This window comes from Actinophytocola sp. (genome assembly GCF_035762905.1).
Taxonomy (GTDB): domain Bacteria; phylum Actinomycetota; class Actinomycetes; order Mycobacteriales; family Pseudonocardiaceae; genus DASYTH01.
In genome coordinates, this window is record NZ_DASUCC010000077.1 from 120,908 (window position 1) to 136,053 (window position 15,146).

Sequence of the window (15,146 nt, forward strand, 5' to 3'; positions counted from 1 at the left end):
ACGACTGTGGATCTAGGCTACTGACCGTGATCCTGCGACTCGATGGCGATCCGGTGGAGTTGACCGCGGCGCTGGTGGACATTCCCAGTGTGTCGGGGCAGGAGGGGGAGCTGGCGGCCGCAGTGGAGGGGGCGCTGCGGGAGCAGGCGGGGCATCTCGAGGTCGTCCGGTCCGGGAACGCGGTGCTGGCCAGGACCAACCTCGGGCGGGGGTCGCGGGTGGTGCTGGCCGGGCACCTGGACACCGTGCCGATCAACGGGAACCTGCCGGTCCGCTGGGACGGCGACGGGGACGGCGCCGAGCTGGCCGGGTGCGGCGCGGTGGACATGAAGGGCGGCGACGCGGTCATGTTGCACCTGGCGGCGACCGCCAGGAACCCGGTGCACGACCTGACCTTCATCTTCTACGACTGCGAGGAGCTCGACGCCGCGCGCAACGGGCTCGGCCGGATCGAACGGGAGCAGCCCGAGTGGCTGGCCGGCGACCTGGCCATCGTCTGCGAGCCGTCCAACGCGGTGGTCGAGGCCGGTTGCCAGGGCACCATGCGGGTCGAGCTGCGCACCGAGGGCAGGCGCGCGCACACCGCCCGGGCCTGGATGGGGGTCAACGCGATCCACGCACTGGGCGGCGCGCTGTACCGGCTCGACGAGTACCAGCCGCGCACCGCCGAGATCGACGGCTGCCGGTACCGGGAGGGGCTGCAGGCAGTGGCGGTCCGCGGCGGCGTGGCCGGCAACGTGGTGCCGGACGAGGCCGTCCTGACCGTGAACTACCGGTTCGCCCCGGACCGCTCGGTCGAGCAGGCCACCGAGCACCTGCGGGCGGTGTTCGACGGCTACCTGCTCACCGTCGTGGACTGCGCCGCCGGGGCCATGCCGGGCCTGTCCGCCCCGGCCGCCCGCGAGCTGGTCGCCGCCGCCGGCGGGGATCCGGTGGCCAAGCTGGGCTGGACCGACGTGGCCCGGTTCGCCGCGGCCGGGCTGCCCGCGGTGAACTTCGGTCCGGGCGACCCGACCCTGGCGCACACCAAGGAAGAGCACGTCCCGGTGGCCCAGATCCGGCGCTGCGTCGAGGTGCTCGGCCGGTTCCTCGGCCGCTAGTACCGCTTGTCGCCGGCCCAGGTGGCGTGCAGGCCGATCAGCCCGGCGACGGCGAAGAACATCAGCCACCGGCCGACCGCCGCGGTGTACTCGGAGTCCGCGCCGGCCCCGGCGAACAGCAGGCTGAGCTCGGCCGCCCCGCCGATGCCGGCCACGATGCCGTGAAAGAGCCGGCTGTCGGTCAGGTTGAACGACAGCAGGCCCAGGGCCAGGACCAGGCCGAGGCAGGCCAGGGTGAACGGGTTGTCCTCCACCAGCTGGAACAGGTGGCGCGGCTGGTCGCCGTCCTCGAGGGAAACCCAGGGCGCCGCGAGGAGCGCCAGCATCCCGCCGGCCAGACCGCTGACCGCCGCCCCCCGGCGCCATTCGGTCTCGGCGCGCAGCAGCCGGTTCTCCAGCGCGGCGACGTCCTTGCGCAGCGCGCGCAGCACCCGGTCGGTCTGGTCCGGCGTCGTCATGGCACCCTCCGGTGATCGTTCTGACGGGGGGTAGGACGCCGACGGTAGCCGCCTGGATCCCCCTAGACTCCCGGCGTGACCAACCAGGATCCGGTCGAGGTGCCCGAGGACGAGGAGCACCCGCGGGAGAAACAGCGCGGACCTGTGGTGCTGCGCCGGGGCCGGCGGGCCGAGCTGACCACGACCGACCAGCGGTTGCTCGACTCGCGCGGGCCGACCGACTGGGTGCACACCGACCCGTGGCGGGTGCTGCGGATCCAGGCCGAGTTCGTCGAGGGCTTCGGGGCGCTGGCCGAAGTGCCGAGGGCGGTGACCGTGTTCGGCTCCGCGCGCACCCAGCGCGACCATCCGGAGTACCAGCTGGGCCGGGACATCGGCGCCGCGCTCGCGCACGCCGGCTTCGCGGCCATCACCGGCGGCGGCCCCGGGTCGATGGAGGCGGTCAACCGGGGCTGCTCCGAGGCCGGCGGGCTGTCCATCGGCCTCGGCATCGAGCTGCCGTTCGAACAGGGCCTCAACCCGTGGGTCGATCTCGGGGTGAACTTCCGGTACTTCTTCACCCGCAAGACCATGTTCATCAAGTACGCCCAGGCGTTCATCTGCCTGCCCGGCGGGTTCGGCACGCTGGACGAGCTGTTCGAGGCGCTCACCCTGGTGCAGACCAAGAAGGTGACCAAGTTCCCGGTCGTCCTGTTCGGACAGTCCTATTGGGGCGGTCTGCACGCCTGGGTCCGGGACTTCGTCTACGGGCAGGGCAAGATCGGCGAGCGGGACCTGGCGCTGCTGCACGTGACCGACGACATCGAGGACGCCGTCCGGGTGGTCGAGGAGGCGTACCAGGCCTGGACCGAGACGCACTGACCAGCCGGGATCGCCGGCCCGTCACGGATGGTGTCCACTGTGTATCGGCGTCACCCCGGTCCGGCGGCGCATGGCACGATCGGGGCGTGGAAACCCTCCGGTTCGGTACCCGCACGGTGGCCGCGGACCGCGCTCTGGTGATGGCCATCATCAACCGCACCAGGGACTCGTTCTACGACCGCGGCGCCACCTTCGACGACCGGGCGGCCATGTCGGCGGTGGACCGAGTGGTCGCCGAGGGTGCCGACATGGTCGACATCGGCGGCGTGCGGGCCGGCTCACACGGCGAGCAGGTGGACCCGGACGAGGAGACCAGGCGGGTGGTGCCGTTCGTGGCCGCCGTCCGGGAGCGCCATCCGGACCTGGTGATCAGCGTGGACACCTGGCGGCATCAGGTGGCCAGGGCCGCCTGCGCGGCGGGCGCCGACCTGATCAACGACACCTGGGCCGGCGCCGACCCCCTGGTGGCCGAGGTGGCCGCGGAGTTCGGCGCGGGCATCGTCTGCTCGCACACCGGCGGCGCCCGGCCGCGCACCGACCCGCACCGGGTGCGCTACCTGGACGTGGTCGCCGAGGTGGCGGCCGAACTGGTGGAGCGGGCCGAGCGGATGGTGGCGCTGGGCGTGCCGAGGGCCGGCGTGCTGATCGACCCCACCCACGACTTCGGCAAGAACACCTGGCATGGGCTGGAGCTGCTGCGCCGGCTCGGCGAGCTGGTGGACACCGGCTGGCCGGTGCTGATGGCGTTGTCCAACAAGGATTTCGTCGGCGAGACGCTGGGGGTCGGGCTGGCCGACCGGGTGGACGGCACGCTGGCGGCGACCTCGATCGCGGCGTTCGCCGGTGCCCGGGTGTTCCGCGCGCACGAGGTCCGGCAGACCAGGAGGGTGGTCGAGATGGTGGCCAGCATCGCCGGTACCCGCCCGCCGGCCCTGTGCCTGCGGGCGCTGGCGTGATGCACCCGGACGCGGCCGCCTGGTTCGCCGCCCGGACCTGGCGGGATGCCGGCGCCCCGGTGCCGGATCTGTTGCGGGCCAAGGGTTCCCGAACGGTGAGCGTGGTGCTGCCGGCGTTGAACGAGGAGTCGACGGTTGGCGCGGTGGTGGCCTCGATCCGGCCGCTGATCGGCACGCTGGTGGACGAGCTGGTGGTGGTCGACTCCGGTTCGACCGACCGGACCGTCGCGGCGGCCGCAGCGGCCGGGGCCAGGGTGGTCCGCCGCACCGACGTGCTGGCCGAGCTGGAACCGTTGCCCGGCAAGGGTGAGGTGCTGTGGCGCTCGCTGGCCGCGACCTCAGGTGACCTGCTGGTGTTCGTCGACTCCGACCTGGTGGAGCCGGATCCGGGGTTCGTCCCGGCGCTGCTCGGGCCGCTGCTCCGCGAGCCGGAGGTGCAGCTGGTGAAGGCGTTCTACCGGCGTCCGATCGCCGGCGACGCGGCCGGCGGCGGGCGGGTGACCGAGCTGATGGCCCGGCCGCTGCTCGCGGCGCTGCGCCCGGAGCTGTGCGGGGTGATCCAGCCCTTGGCCGGCGAGTTCGCCGGCACCAGGACGCTGCTCGAGTCGGTGCCGTTCGCGGCCGGGTACGGCGTGGAGATCGGGCTGCTGCTCGACGCGCACGCGCGGGTCGGCCTGGCCGGCCTGGCGCAGGTCAACCTGGGCGTGCGGGCGCACCGCAACCGGTCGCTGGCCGAGCTGGGCCGGATGGCCGGGCAGATCCTGGACACCGTGCTGTCCCGGTGCGGGATCGACGCCGCGGCCGGTGAGCTGACCCAGTTCCTCCAGGTGGCCGGCGAGTGGCTGCCGGACACCAGCCGGGTGGCCGCCACCGACCGGCCGCCGATGCGGGAGCTGCTGGTCGGCCGGTGATACCCGGTGTCGGTGCGGCGTGCCACGATGCATGCCGTGACCACCGCGCTGATCTACCTGGTCGTGATGGTGCTCGTCGCGGCCGTGGTGTTCCTGCTGGCGTCTGTGCTGTTCGGGCGTGGCGAGGAGCTGCCGCCGCTGCCGCCGGGCGCATCGCCCACCCGCCTGCCCGAGTCCGGGGTGACCGCCGCGGACCTGCGGACCGTGCGGTTCCAGCAGGTCGTGCGCGGCTACAAGATGTCGGAGGTGGACTGGGTGCTCGGCCGGCTGGGCACCGAGCTGGAGGCCTTACACGCCCGGATCGCCGAGCTGGAGGCCGGCCGGGACGCGCCGGCCGAGCCCGAACCGCGATGATCCGGCAGCGCTGCGGCTGGGCCAACTCGACCCCGGACTACGTCGCCTATCACGACGACGAGTGGGGCGTCGCCCTGCACGGCGAGGCCGCCCTGTTCGAACGCCTGACCCTGGAAGCCTTCCAGTCCGGCCTGTCCTGGCTGACCATCCTGCGCAAGCGCGAGGGCTTCCGGGCCGCCTTCGCCGGCTTCCAACCAGAGAAGGTGGCCGCCTTCGGTCCCGACGACGTCGCCCGGCTGATGGCCGACCCGGCCATCGTGCGCAACCGCGCCAAGATCGACGCCGCGATCCGCAACGCCAACGCCATCGCCGCCCTGGACACCCCCCTCGACGAGCTGCTCTGGTCGTTCGCCCCCGACCCGGCCGGCCGCCCCCGCCCGGCCACCCTCGCCGACGTCCCCGCCAGCACCCCGGAGAGCACGGCCATGGCCAAGGAGCTCAAACGGCGCGGGTTCACCTTCGTCGGCCCCACCACCTGCTACGCCATGATGCAGGCCACCGGCATGGTCGACGACCACATCGCCACCTGCTGGCGCGCCACCGGATAGCCCGGGCTCAGTTCCCGGTGAACGTGGGCGTGCGCTTGGTCACGAAGGCCGCGACGGCCTCGGCGTGGTCCGCGGTGGCGCCGGCCTCGGCCTGGGTGCGGGCCTCGGTGGCCAGGGCGTCGTCCAGGGTGCCGCCGGCCCCGGCGAGCAGCGACTCCTTGATCTTGCCGTACGCCGTGGTGGGGCCGGCGGCCATTCGGGTAGCCAGCTCGTGCGCGGTGGCGAGCACCTCGGCGTCCGGGACGACCTGGGTGACCATGCCGAGCGCCAACGCCGCATCTGCGGTGACCGGGGCGGCGAGCAGCATCATCTCCATGGCCCGGCCGTAGCCGATCAGGCGGGGCAGGGTCCAGGACGCGCCCGAGTCGGCGGTGAGGCCGACGTTGGCGAAGGCCATCAGGAACTTCGCCGAGGACGCGCAGATGCGCAGGTCGGCGGCGTAGGCGAGGGACGCGCCCGCGCCGGCCGCCATGCCGTTGACCGCGGCGATCACCGGCTTGGGCATCCCGGTGATGGTGGCGATGATCGGGTTGTAGTGCTCGACCACGGTGGAAAGCGGCGCCGGGTCACCGGCCTGCAGCAGCGCGACGTGCTCCTTGAGGTCCTGCCCCGCGCAGAACGCCCGGCCGGTGCCGGTGATCACCACCGCGCGCACCGTGTCGTCCGTGGCCGCCGCGCGCAGGCCGGTCAGCAGGTCCGACTTGAGCTGGGTGGTCAACGAGTTGAACGCGTCCGGCCGGTTCAGCGTGAACGTGCGCACGCCGTCGGCGTCCTCGGTCAAAAGTGGGGCATCGGTGGACAACGGGTCTCCTCCACGGTCATGCCGTCGATCGGGTGCGACGGCCGAGGCAATGGTCCAGGAACCGCTCGGCGGCCGGGGCGAGCCGGGCGGTGTGCCGGTCGAAGAACTCCGCGGCCACGGTGCCCGGCCAGCCGTCCGGCAGCAGCTCGCCGGGCAGCCCCGGGTCCCGGAACAGGAACCGCCGCCAGGCGTGCAGCAGCAGCGCCGACTCGGCGAACGCCGTGGCCGGGTCCGAACCGTCCACAACCGACACTCGCGGTTCCCATTCCCGCACGAACGCCGCGTACTCCGCGCCGAGCGCGGCCAGGTCCCAGGCCCGCGTGGCCAGTTCGGTGTCCATTCCGTCGTGCGGACCGTGGAACACGCTGGCCGGCGCGTCGCCGAGAACGTCGGCGAGCTCCGGTGAGGGTCGCGGCGCGATCCAGGTGGCCGGGCCGAGCGGGGCGTAGCCGAGCAGGCGCAGCGAGGAGTCCAGCCGGTCCCGGTCGCCCCGGGTGGGCAACGCCGTGAGCACCACCACATGCCACCGTCCGTCCCATGTGGATGGACGGGTTCGGTAGATGCGCGCCGCGGCCTCGTCAAGGCGCAGCTCCGCCCGCCTGGTCAGGGCGTAGCCGGGACCCTCGGGCAGCCGGACCGGCGTCAGCCAGCCCTGCCGGACCATTCTGGACACGGCCGTGCGGATGGCCGGGGCGCCGAAGCCGAGCGGCTCGAGCAGTCGGACCAGCGCGGCGATCGCGGCCGACCCACCCCGGGCCCGCAGATAGCCCCCGTACACATCGAACAGCGCCGAACGAGCCCGCACACCATCCGAGTCTGGCAGTTGCGTGCCACACAGCGCCACCTCATGCCAAGCCATTGCGGCACGTCACGCGACACGCGTTGATCGGTTCGATTTCACCGCCGAGACGCGATGGGGGAGAATGTGCTGGGCTCTGACCGGGCGCACCGGCCGGAGTGGGAGGCACAGACGGAGGGAGCACGCTATGGCGGCCATGAAGCCCCGGACCGGCGACGGTCCCCTCGAAGTGACGAAGGAGGGTCGGGGCATCGTGATGCGCGTCCCCTTGGAGGGTGGTGGTCGCCTGGTCGTCGAGATGTCGGCGGACGAGGCCAACGCCTTGGGCGATGCGCTGAAGGCCGCCGCGGGCTGACCGCTCTGCTCGTCCGCTGCCCCGGTCCGCGCTGGCCGTGCCGCACGCACGGTCCAACGTGGAGGCCGGGGCTAGCCGTTTCTTGGTGAATCCGGAGGAACCCGCCGTGCCGTCGACGTTGCCCGCCCTACCCACCCCGTTGCCCTCCGTGGAGGTGGTCGACCGGGCCCGCGGCGGCCCGGCCGCGGTCGTGGTCCGGCCCGGCGAGGAGGCCGAGCCGCTGGTGCTCGGCCCGGGCAGCGCCGGCATCAGCGGCGAATGGATTGCCGCCATGGGCCTGACCGGCAAGGCCGGCGAGGTCCACATAGGACCGGTCGGCGCCACGGCGCGCTGGGTGGTGGGCATCGGCACCGGTACCGGCGCCAAGTGGCGGACCGCCGGCAGCGCGCTGGTGCGGGCCGTGCACACCCGGATGGCCGCCGACGAGGAGGCCGGCCGGGCGGTCGACCGGACCCTGTCGGTGTTGCTGCCGCAGGACGCCGGCCCGGACGAGGTGCGCGAACTGGTGCGCGCGGTGCGCCTCGGCGGCTACCAGTTCAAGGTCGCCTCGGCGGCGGCGAAGCCGCGGCTGCGCACGATCCGGCTGGTCGTGCCGGCCGGCCGGGTGGCCGAGCTGACCGAGGTGGCGCGCCGGGCGGCCGCGCTGGCCGAGGCCACCGCGCTCACCCGGGATCTGGCCAACACCCCGTCCAACGTGAAGGATCCGGCCTGGCTGAGCCGGATGGCCACCCGGGCCGCGGCCGGCGTGCGCGGCCTGAAGGTCGAGGTGCGCGACGAACGCTGGCTCGCCGAACAGGGCTTCGGCGGAATGCTGGCGGTCGGCGGCGGGTCGGCCAGTCCGCCCAGGCTGATCGAGCTGAGCTGGCGACCCCGGGGCGCCGCGCCGCACCTGATCCTGGTCGGCAAGGGGATCACGTTCGACACCGGCGGCATCTCGGTGAAGAAGGCCGAGGGCATGCACCTGATGCGCACCGACATGGCCGGCGGCGCCGCGGTGATCGCCGCGCTGGTCGCGGTGGCCCGGTTCGGGCTCGGCGTCCGGGTGACCGGCCTGGTGGCGTGTGCGGAGAACCACATGTCCGGCTCGGCCTACCGGCCCGGCGACGTGGTCCGGCACTTCGGCGGGCGGACCACCGAGGTCACCAACACCGATGCCGAGGGCCGGATGGTCCTCGCCGACGCCCTGGCCTACGCCACCGCCCGGCTGCGGCCCGACGTGCTGGTCGATGTGGCCACCCTGACCGGTGGGATGAAGGTCTCGCTCGGCACCCGCACCGGCGGCGTGTTCAGCAACACCGACGAGCTGGCCGACCGGGTCCGGGCGGCCGGCGATCTGGCCGGCGAGGCGTGGTGGCGGATGCCACTGCCGGGCGACGTGGACAGCCTCGCCGCGGAGCTGATCGACGCCGTGCCGAGCGACATCGCCGACGTGCGGCAGTGCCCGCCCGGCCCGAGCAGCATCACCGCCGCGGCGTTCCTGCGCGAGTTCACCGCCGGCCTGCCGTGGGCGCACCTCGACATCGCCGGCCCGGCCCGGGCCGAGAAGCCCTACGACGACGTCGTGCCCGGCGCCACCGGCTTCGCCGCCCGCACCCTGATCGAGCTGGTCAGCTCCTACGCATCCGCCGCGAGGACCGACTCGTAGATCTCCACGGTCTGCCGGGCCGCCGCGGCCCAGGTGAACTCGGTCCGGGCCCGGTCCCGCCCGGCGGCGCCGAACGCGGCCGCCCGCGCCGGGTCGGCGACCAGCTGGTTGATCGCGTCGGCCAGCCCGTCCCGGAACGCCTCGACGTCGCGCTCGTCGTAGTGCACCAGCAGCCCGGTCCGCGCCTGCGCGACCACTTCGGGAATACCGCCGACGTCCGAGGCCACCACCGCGGTGCCGCAGGCCATCGCCTCCAGGTTGACGATCCCCAGCGGCTCGTAGATCGACGGGCAGGCGAACACGGTCGCTCGGCTGAGCAGCGCGCGCAGCTCGACCGGGTCGAGCATCCGCTGGATCCAGAACACGCCGGGCCGGGCGGCGGACAGTGTGGTGACCGCGGTGCCGATCTCCGCCGCCAGCTCCGGGGTGTCCGGCTCCCCGGCGCACAGCACCAGTTGGGCGCCGGAATCCAGCCGGTGCGCCGCGGCCACCAGGTGCGCGACGCCCTTCTGCCGGGTGATCCGGCCGACGAACAGCACGACCGGCCGGTCCGGATCGATGCCGAACCTGGCGAGCACCTCGGTGTCGGTGACCGGGTGGTAGAAGTCGGTGTCGATGCCGTTGTAGACCACCCGCACCCGGTCCGGGTCCAGCTCCGGGTAGCAGTCCAGCACATCCGCGCGCATTCCCTTGCTCACCGCGATGATCGCGTCCGCGTCGCGGTAGGCGGTGCGCTCCACCCAGGAGGACAGCCGGTAGCCGCCGCGCAGCTGCTCGGCCTTCCACGGCCGGCGCGGTTCCAGCGAGTGCGCGGTGACCACGTGCGGGACGCCGTGCAGCAGCCGGGCCAGATGCCCGCCGAGGTTGGCGTACCAGGTGTGCGAGTGCACCAGGTCCACGCCGGTCGTGGCGGCGGTCATCGCCAGGTCCACGGACAGGGTGCGCAGCGCCGGGTTCGCCCCGTCCAGCCCGGGCGCCACCGGATGTGCCGTCGCGTCCGGCCGAGGCCCGCCGAAGCAGTGCACGTCCACCTCGATCAGCTCGCGCAGCTTCGGCACCAGCGCGCCCACGTGCACCCCGGCGCCGCCATAGATCTCCGGTGGGTATTCGCGTGTCAACAGGCCGATCCGCACGCCGAGAACCTTAGGTGAGGAACAGCGGGCCCGCCCCGCACCGGGTTAGGGTGGGTTGTGCAGGGCCAGCCTCATGTGCTCGGGATCGTGCTCGCCGGCGGCGAGGGCAAGCGACTGTGGCCGCTGACCGCCGACCGCGCGAAGCCGGCCGTCCCGTTCGGCGGAAACTACCGCCTGGTCGACTTCGTGCTGTCCAATCTGGTCAATGCCGGGTTCCACCGGCTGTGCGTGCTGACCCAGTACAAGTCGCACTCGCTGGACCGGCACATCTCCACCACCTGGCGACTGTCCAGCGTGCTCGGCCAGTACATCACCCCGGTTCCGGCCCAGCAGCGGCTCGGCCCGCGCTGGTACACCGGCAGCGCCGACGCGATCTTCCAGTCGCTCAACCTGGTGCATGACGAGAAACCGGACCACATCGTGGTGTTCGGCGCCGATCACGTGTATCGGATGGATCCCGCGCAGATGCTCGCCCAGCACGTGGCGCGCGGCGCCGGGGTGACGGTGGCCGGCATCCGGGTACCGCGCGCCGAGGCGAAGGCGTTCGGCTGCATCGACTCCGACGCCACCGGCAAGATCACCCGATTCCTGGAGAAGCCGGCCGACCCGCCGCACGTGCCGGACGATCCGGACGTGACGTTCGCGTCGATGGGCAACTACATCTTCCGCACCGAGGTGTTGCTCGAGGCGCTGCGCGCGGACGCGGCCGACCCGGACTCCGCGCACGACATGGGCGGCGACATCATCCCGATGCTGGTCGGCGCGGGCGCCGCGGCGGTGTACGACTTCGACGACAACGAGGTGCCCGGGGCGACCGAGCGGGACCGCGGCTACTGGCGCGACGTCGGCACCCTGGACGCCTACTACGACGCCCACCTCGACCTGGTGTCCGTGCACCCGGTGTTCAACCTCTACAACCACGCCTGGCCGATCCGGACCGCGACGCCGCCGCTGCCCCCGGCCAAGTTCGTCAACTCCGGCCACGCCAAGGAGTCGATCGTCGGGCCTGGGTCGATCATCTCCGGGGGCACCGTGCGCGAGTCGGTGATCGGCTGCGACGTGGTGATCGAGGACGGCGCCACGGTCGAGGGCAGCGTGCTGCTGCCGGGTGTGCGAATCGGCAAGGGCGCGACCGTCCGCAGGGCCATACTGGACAAGAACGTGGTGGTCGCCGACGGCGCGCGGATCGGGGTGGACGCGGAGGCCGACCGGGACCGGTACACGGTCAGCGCGGGCGGGGTCGTGGTGCTTGGCAAGGGGGCGAGAGCGGATGGAACTACCTGAGCAGCAGCCGCAGCAGCGGGCGGACGACCCGTACCACGCCGTCTGGCAGATGTCCGAGGTGGCGGCCGCGTCGGGCGGGAAGCGGCGCACCGAGCTGCGGATCCTGCCCGGCCTGATCGCCGCTGTGGTGGTGTTGCTGCCGTTCGCGATCCTGGCCGGCTTCCTGTGGCTCAAGTGGGACGCGACGGCCGGCGGCTGGGTGGTCGCGCTGATCGGGCTGGCCGGCGCGTTCTCGATGGGCGCGTTCGTGGCCGCGGACCGGTCCTAGGTGTGTGTCTAGGCCTTCGCGGCGACCAGCATCCCGTCGCCGAGCGGCAGCAGCAGCGGAACCAGCCGGTCGTCGTCGCGCACCGCCCTTGCCACCTCGCGCAGCGCCATGGTCTCGGTGTCCCGCCGGGCCAGGTTGGCCACCCGGCCGGAGCACAGCACGTTGTCGAACACGAGCACCCCGCCGGGCCGGAGCAGCCGCACGCCCTGCTCGTGGTAGCTGGGGTACTCCGGCTTGGCCGCATCGACGAACAGCAGGTCGTAGCCCCCGTCGGTGAGCCGGGGCAGTACGTCCAGCGCCCGGCCCATGATCAGCCGGGTCCGCCCGGGGGCGATCCGGGCGTCGGCGAACGTCCGCTTGGCCGCGCTCTGATGCTCCGGCTCCACGTCGATCGAGGTGAGCACGCCGTCCGCGGCCATCCCGCGCAGCAGGTACAGCCCGCTCACCCCGGCCCCGGTGCCGATCTCGACCACCGCGCGGGCCCGCACCGCCGCGGCCAGGAACTGCAGGGCCGCCCCGCCGTCCGGCCGGACCGGGGCGCAGCCCAACTGCTCGCCGCGCAGCCGGGCCGAGGTCAGCGCGTCGTCCTCGACGAGGTAGGCGTCGAGGTACTCACGCACCGCGGCCGGGTCGGTCGCCGGTGGATCCAGCGTCACGGAGTGTGAGATTAGCGCCCGCCGGCGGAAATCGCCGGTAACCGCACCGGCGAATTCTCAGTCGGCTCTCAGGCGGATTTCACTAACGTCATAGCCAGGCGGCCGATCATTGTGGTCAAGCGGTTGTGTCGGCTGTGGTCGGGGTAGGGGAACAAGGTGGACAACACAAGCGTTGAGTCGAGCAGAGAAGTAGCCGTTGTGCAGGAGGTTGAGGCGCCACCGATGCTGGCCCAGTCGACGATGCCCGAGGTGGTTCCGGGCGAACAGCCGGATTGGACGCCGCCGTCCTGGGACGAGGTGGTCCGGGAGCACGCCGACCGGGTGTACCGGCTGGCCTACCGGCTGACCGGCAACCCGCACGACGCCGAGGACCTCACCCAGGAGACCTTCATCCGGGTGTTCCGCTCGCTCGCCTCGTACAAGCCCGGCACCTTCGAGGGCTGGCTGCACCGGATCACCACCAACCTGTTCCTGGACATGGCGCGCCGGCGGTCCCGGCTGCGCATGGAGGGCCTCCCGGAGGACACCGACCGGCTGGCCGGTGACGACCCGAGCCCCGAGCAGGTCTGGTCGGAGACTCACCTGGACCCGGACCTGCAGGACGCGCTGGACGAGCTGCCCCCGGAGTTCCGGGCCGCCGTGGTGCTCTGTGACGTGGAGGGTCTGTCCTACGAGGAGATCGGCGCGACCCTCGGAGTTAAACTCGGTACCGTTCGCAGCCGGATCCACCGGGGCCGGCAGGCATTGCGGGCGTCGCTGGAGCGGCGTAGGGAACTGGCACTGGAGGCCATGGCATGACCGACCGGCGCGGCGGTTGGGGCCTGTCCGAGCAGCACCTGCTGCCGGACGCGGTCGTCGCGTTCGTCGATGGCGAGTTGTCCCTGACCGCGGTCGAGCGTGCCACGTCGCACATCGCCCGCTGCCCCGGCTGCGCGGCGGACATCGCCGCCCAGCGGCAGGCCTCCGCCGCCGTGCAGGCCGCGGACTCCCCGCCGGTGCCGGCGGGTCTTCTTGCCACGCTGCGGGCCATCCCGCAGGAGGTCGAACTGCCCGGCTCGCCGGACGGGCTCGCGGTCACCGAGGACGGCCAGCTGGTCATGGTGCAGCGACCGGACCGGGCGGGCAGCGTCCCTTTCGGTTCCAGCACTCCGCTGGGGTCTTCGCCCCGGCTCGGTGAGGGCCGCGCGGTGCTCGGCCGGTTCACCCGGCGCACCGCCCAGGGCGCCGGGGTAGTCGTCTCCGGGCTGGTGCTCGGTGCGCTCGCCCTGGTCAACACGGCCGGCGGCCCGGTGTCGGAGCAGAGCGAGGAGCAGCCGGCGGACGACCGGCCGGCGAGCAACGTGCAGCCCGTCGGATACGTGGCCCACACCCTCGGCCTGATCGCCCCGCACTGAGCCCGCAGAACGGCAACTTCACCGTTCACCAGGCAGGCTGTGAGTCGATGAGCGAGCCGTCCCAGCCGGATCCACCCGGCACCGAACAACCCGAGCCAACCGAGTCGCCCGAGTCGCGCGACCGGCCCGACCGGCTCGGGCCGCGTCCGCTCGACCGCCCGCCCGCCGACCCGACCGCGGCCGCCGTGTTCGGCCGCCCGGCCGGCGTGGCCGGTGCGTTCGCCCCGCCACCAGGCGGGTTGCTCGGCACCCGCAACGCGTTCGCCGATCTCAAGATCACCCTGCCGCCGCCGGAGGCGCTGGCCACGGCGTTTCGCCGGCCGCCGGACGCCGACGAGGTGCTGCAGCGCCCGCCGGGCCGGCCAAGCCCGGACGGCGACGGCGCCGAAGACCCGTTGTGGAGTTCGGAGAACGGGGCCGACCCGTGGCGCGACCCGGCCGCAGGCGCGGTGATCGGGCCGCCCGCGGTGGGCAAGGACGCGGACGCGGCGGAGGTGCCCCGGCGCCCGTCCGGCGCGCTGCTCAGCCTGCCCGAGGTCCTGTTCGGCCGGCGGGTGAAGCCCACCGCGCTGCTGCTGCTCGGCCTGGTCGCGTTGCTGATCGGGTCGGCCGGCGGGCTGGTCGGCTGGGCCGTTGCGCGGGGCGGTGACGTGTTGACCAGCGACGTGACCCTGGCCCAGGTCCAGCCCGGCAAGGAGCGCCCGAGCGGGTCGGTCGCCGACATCGCCACCCGGGTCTCGCCCGGCGTGGTGTCCATCGAGGTCAAGGGCGGTCAGGACGCCGGCACCGGATCCGGCGTGGTGATCGACGGCCAGGGCTACATCGTCACCAACGACCACGTGGTCACGCTGGCCGGGCGGGCCGTCGAGGGCCAGAAGATCACCGTGGTGTTCTTCGACGGCCAGCGGGCGGAGGCCCGGATGGTCGGCCGGGACCCGAAGACCGACCTCGCCGTGATCAAGGTCGAGGTGTCCAACCCGACCGTGCTGCAGCTCGGTGACTCGGACAAGTTGGCGGTCGGTGACGCGGTGATCGCCATCGGCTCGCCGCTCGGCCTGGAGAACACGGTCACCGAGGGCATCGTGAGCGCGGTGCACCGGCCGGTCGTGGCCGGTGGCGAGAACGGCGACGATCCCGTGGTGTACGACGGGATCCAGACCGACGCCGCGATCAACCGGGGCAACTCCGGCGGCGCGCTGGTGGATTCCACCGGCGCCCTGGTCGGGATCAACTCGGTGATCCGGACGGCGGAGGGCAGCACCGGCAGCATCGGGCTGGGCTTCGCGATCCCGGTCAACTCGATGCGCCGGATCACCGAGTCGCTGATCAGCCAGGGCCGGGTCAAGCACGCCGACCTCGGCCTGTCCGCGCGGTCGGTGTCCGCGGACACCGCCGAGGGTGCGCAGGTGGTCAACGTGGCCGACAACGGTGCGGCCAAGCAGGCCGGTCTGGTCGAGGGTGACGTGATCGTCAAGGTCGGCGACCGGCAGGTGCGCAACGCGCCGGAGCTGACCGTGGCGGTGCGCCAGTACGAACCCGGCCAGACCGTGCCGATCGTGCTGGCCCGGCAGGGTCGGGAACTGACGATTCAGGTGACCCTCGGCTCGGACTGAGCGGTTACT

18 protein-coding genes are annotated in these 15,146 nt (G+C 73.0%); 13 read left to right on the top strand and 5 right to left on the bottom strand.

Translation table 11 applies throughout. The features are described 5' to 3' along the window. The first annotated feature begins 20 nt into the window (after positions 1-20). The gene (gene dapE, locus VFV67_RS15770) at positions 21-1,100 is read left to right on the top strand and encodes a succinyl-diaminopimelate desuccinylase (RefSeq protein ID WP_414636261.1); all 1,080 of its coding nucleotides are present in this window, start codon (positions 21-23) and stop codon (positions 1,098-1,100) included. Here the strand turns inward: dapE and VFV67_RS15775 are convergent. Further along, complete coding sequence (locus VFV67_RS15775; protein ID WP_326470761.1) at positions 1,097-1,558, bottom strand: hypothetical protein; 462 nt, start codon at positions 1,556-1,558, stop codon at positions 1,097-1,099. The genes dapE and VFV67_RS15775 overlap by 4 nt on opposite strands. 75 nt (positions 1,559-1,633) lie before the next feature. Here VFV67_RS15775 and VFV67_RS15780 point away from each other — a divergent pair, with 75 nt between their 5' ends. The 5 genes from VFV67_RS15780 (at position 1,634) to VFV67_RS15800 (ending at position 5,188) form a co-directional block, all read left to right on the top strand. Continuing rightward, positions 1,634-2,419 (top strand): TIGR00730 family Rossman fold protein, encoded by a 786-nt coding sequence (locus VFV67_RS15780; protein WP_326470763.1) that lies wholly within the window; start codon positions 1,634-1,636, stop codon positions 2,417-2,419. Positions 2,420-2,505: 86 nt separating this feature from the next. Then, positions 2,506-3,375, top strand: a complete 870-nt coding sequence (gene folP, locus VFV67_RS15785) for a dihydropteroate synthase (RefSeq protein WP_326470765.1) — start codon at positions 2,506-2,508, stop codon at positions 3,373-3,375. Further along, positions 3,375-4,286 carry a glucosyl-3-phosphoglycerate synthase gene (locus tag VFV67_RS15790; RefSeq protein ID WP_326470884.1) on the top strand — a complete coding sequence of 304 codons (912 nt, stop codon included), beginning with the start codon at positions 3,375-3,377 and terminating at the stop codon, positions 4,284-4,286. The genes folP and VFV67_RS15790 overlap by 1 nt, the downstream gene beginning before the upstream one ends. A 36-nt stretch (positions 4,287-4,322) precedes the next feature. Then, a complete protein-coding gene (locus VFV67_RS15795) occupies positions 4,323-4,640 on the top strand; it encodes a DivIVA domain-containing protein (protein WP_326470767.1) in 318 nt (105 codons plus the stop codon). Continuing rightward, positions 4,637-5,188 carry a DNA-3-methyladenine glycosylase I gene (locus VFV67_RS15800; RefSeq protein WP_326470768.1) on the top strand — a complete coding sequence of 184 codons (552 nt, stop codon included), beginning with the start codon at positions 4,637-4,639 and terminating at the stop codon, positions 5,186-5,188. The genes VFV67_RS15795 and VFV67_RS15800 overlap by 4 nt, the downstream gene beginning before the upstream one ends. Positions 5,189-5,195: 7 nt before the next feature. Here VFV67_RS15800 and VFV67_RS15805 read toward each other — a convergent pair whose 3' ends face one another. Then, positions 5,196-5,990 carry an enoyl-CoA hydratase-related protein gene (locus tag VFV67_RS15805; RefSeq protein WP_326470770.1) on the bottom strand — a complete coding sequence of 265 codons (795 nt, stop codon included), beginning with the start codon at positions 5,988-5,990 and terminating at the stop codon, positions 5,196-5,198. 16 nt (positions 5,991-6,006) lie between these two features. After that, the gene (locus tag VFV67_RS15810) at positions 6,007-6,795 is read right to left on the bottom strand and encodes a PaaX family transcriptional regulator C-terminal domain-containing protein (RefSeq protein WP_326470772.1); all 789 of its coding nucleotides are present in this window, start codon (positions 6,793-6,795) and stop codon (positions 6,007-6,009) included. A gap of 181 nt (positions 6,796-6,976) precedes the next feature. On the opposite strand from VFV67_RS15810, the gene VFV67_RS15815 reads away from it, so the two are divergent. Further along, positions 6,977-7,144, top strand: a complete 168-nt coding sequence (locus VFV67_RS15815; RefSeq protein ID WP_012783412.1) for a DUF3117 domain-containing protein — start codon at positions 6,977-6,979, stop codon at positions 7,142-7,144. Positions 7,145-7,250: 106 nt separating this feature from the next. Then, positions 7,251-8,789: a M17 family metallopeptidase gene (locus VFV67_RS15820; RefSeq protein ID WP_326470775.1), complete on the top strand. Its 1,539-nt coding sequence runs from the start codon at positions 7,251-7,253 to the stop codon at positions 8,787-8,789. Here the strand turns inward: VFV67_RS15820 and glgA are convergent. After that, complete coding sequence (gene glgA, locus VFV67_RS15825; protein ID WP_326470777.1) at positions 8,759-9,922, bottom strand: glycogen synthase; 1,164 nt, start codon at positions 9,920-9,922, stop codon at positions 8,759-8,761. The genes VFV67_RS15820 and glgA overlap by 31 nt on opposite strands. A gap of 57 nt (positions 9,923-9,979) precedes the next feature. Between glgA and glgC the strand changes: the two genes are divergently transcribed. Both glgC and VFV67_RS15835 read left to right on the top strand, forming a co-directional pair. Then, on the top strand, positions 9,980-11,206 hold the full coding sequence (glgC, locus tag VFV67_RS15830) for a glucose-1-phosphate adenylyltransferase (RefSeq protein ID WP_326470779.1): 1,227 nt from the start codon (positions 9,980-9,982) through the stop codon (positions 11,204-11,206). After that, positions 11,193-11,474: a hypothetical protein gene (locus VFV67_RS15835; RefSeq protein ID WP_326470781.1), complete on the top strand. Its 282-nt coding sequence runs from the start codon at positions 11,193-11,195 to the stop codon at positions 11,472-11,474. Before glgC ends, VFV67_RS15835 begins: the two co-directional genes overlap by 14 nt. Positions 11,475-11,482: 8 nt before the next feature. Here the strand turns inward: VFV67_RS15835 and VFV67_RS15840 are convergent, their stop codons facing one another. Then, positions 11,483-12,130, bottom strand: coding sequence for an O-methyltransferase (locus VFV67_RS15840; RefSeq protein ID WP_326470783.1), 648 nt, complete (start codon positions 12,128-12,130; stop codon positions 11,483-11,485). 222 nt (positions 12,131-12,352) lie between these two features. Here VFV67_RS15840 and sigE point away from each other — a divergent pair, with 222 nt between their 5' ends. The 3 genes from sigE to VFV67_RS15855 are packed head-to-tail and all read left to right on the top strand — an operon-like array spanning position 12,353 to position 15,137. Further along, entirely contained in the window at positions 12,353-12,928 is a 576-nt protein-coding gene (sigE, locus tag VFV67_RS15845) for an RNA polymerase sigma factor SigE (protein WP_326470885.1), read from the top strand. Then, positions 12,925-13,524, top strand: a complete 600-nt coding sequence (locus VFV67_RS15850; protein WP_326470785.1) for a zf-HC2 domain-containing protein — start codon at positions 12,925-12,927, stop codon at positions 13,522-13,524. The genes sigE and VFV67_RS15850 overlap by 4 nt, the downstream gene beginning before the upstream one ends. A gap of 47 nt (positions 13,525-13,571) precedes the next feature. Next, positions 13,572-15,137, top strand: a complete 1,566-nt coding sequence (locus VFV67_RS15855) for a trypsin-like peptidase domain-containing protein (protein ID WP_326470787.1) — start codon at positions 13,572-13,574, stop codon at positions 15,135-15,137. Positions 15,138-15,146: the final 9 nt, after the last annotated feature.

Coding starts and splice junctions, on each gene's coding strand:
- VFV67_RS15855 (WP_326470787.1), top strand. CDS start 13,572: ATGAGCGAGCCGTCCCAGCCGGATCCACCCGGCACCGAACAACCCGAG.
- sigE (WP_326470885.1), top strand. CDS start 12,353: ATGCTGGCCCAGTCGACGATGCCCGAGGTGGTTCCGGGCGAACAGCCG.
- VFV67_RS15800 (WP_326470768.1), top strand. CDS start 4,637: ATGATCCGGCAGCGCTGCGGCTGGGCCAACTCGACCCCGGACTACGTC.
- VFV67_RS15835 (WP_326470781.1), top strand. CDS start 11,193: ATGGAACTACCTGAGCAGCAGCCGCAGCAGCGGGCGGACGACCCGTAC.
- VFV67_RS15775 (WP_326470761.1), bottom strand. CDS start 1,558: ATGACGACGCCGGACCAGACCGACCGGGTGCTGCGCGCGCTGCGCAAG.
- VFV67_RS15850 (WP_326470785.1), top strand. CDS start 12,925: ATGACCGACCGGCGCGGCGGTTGGGGCCTGTCCGAGCAGCACCTGCTG.
- VFV67_RS15815 (WP_012783412.1), top strand. CDS start 6,977: ATGGCGGCCATGAAGCCCCGGACCGGCGACGGTCCCCTCGAAGTGACG.
- VFV67_RS15790 (WP_326470884.1), top strand. CDS start 3,375: ATGCACCCGGACGCGGCCGCCTGGTTCGCCGCCCGGACCTGGCGGGAT.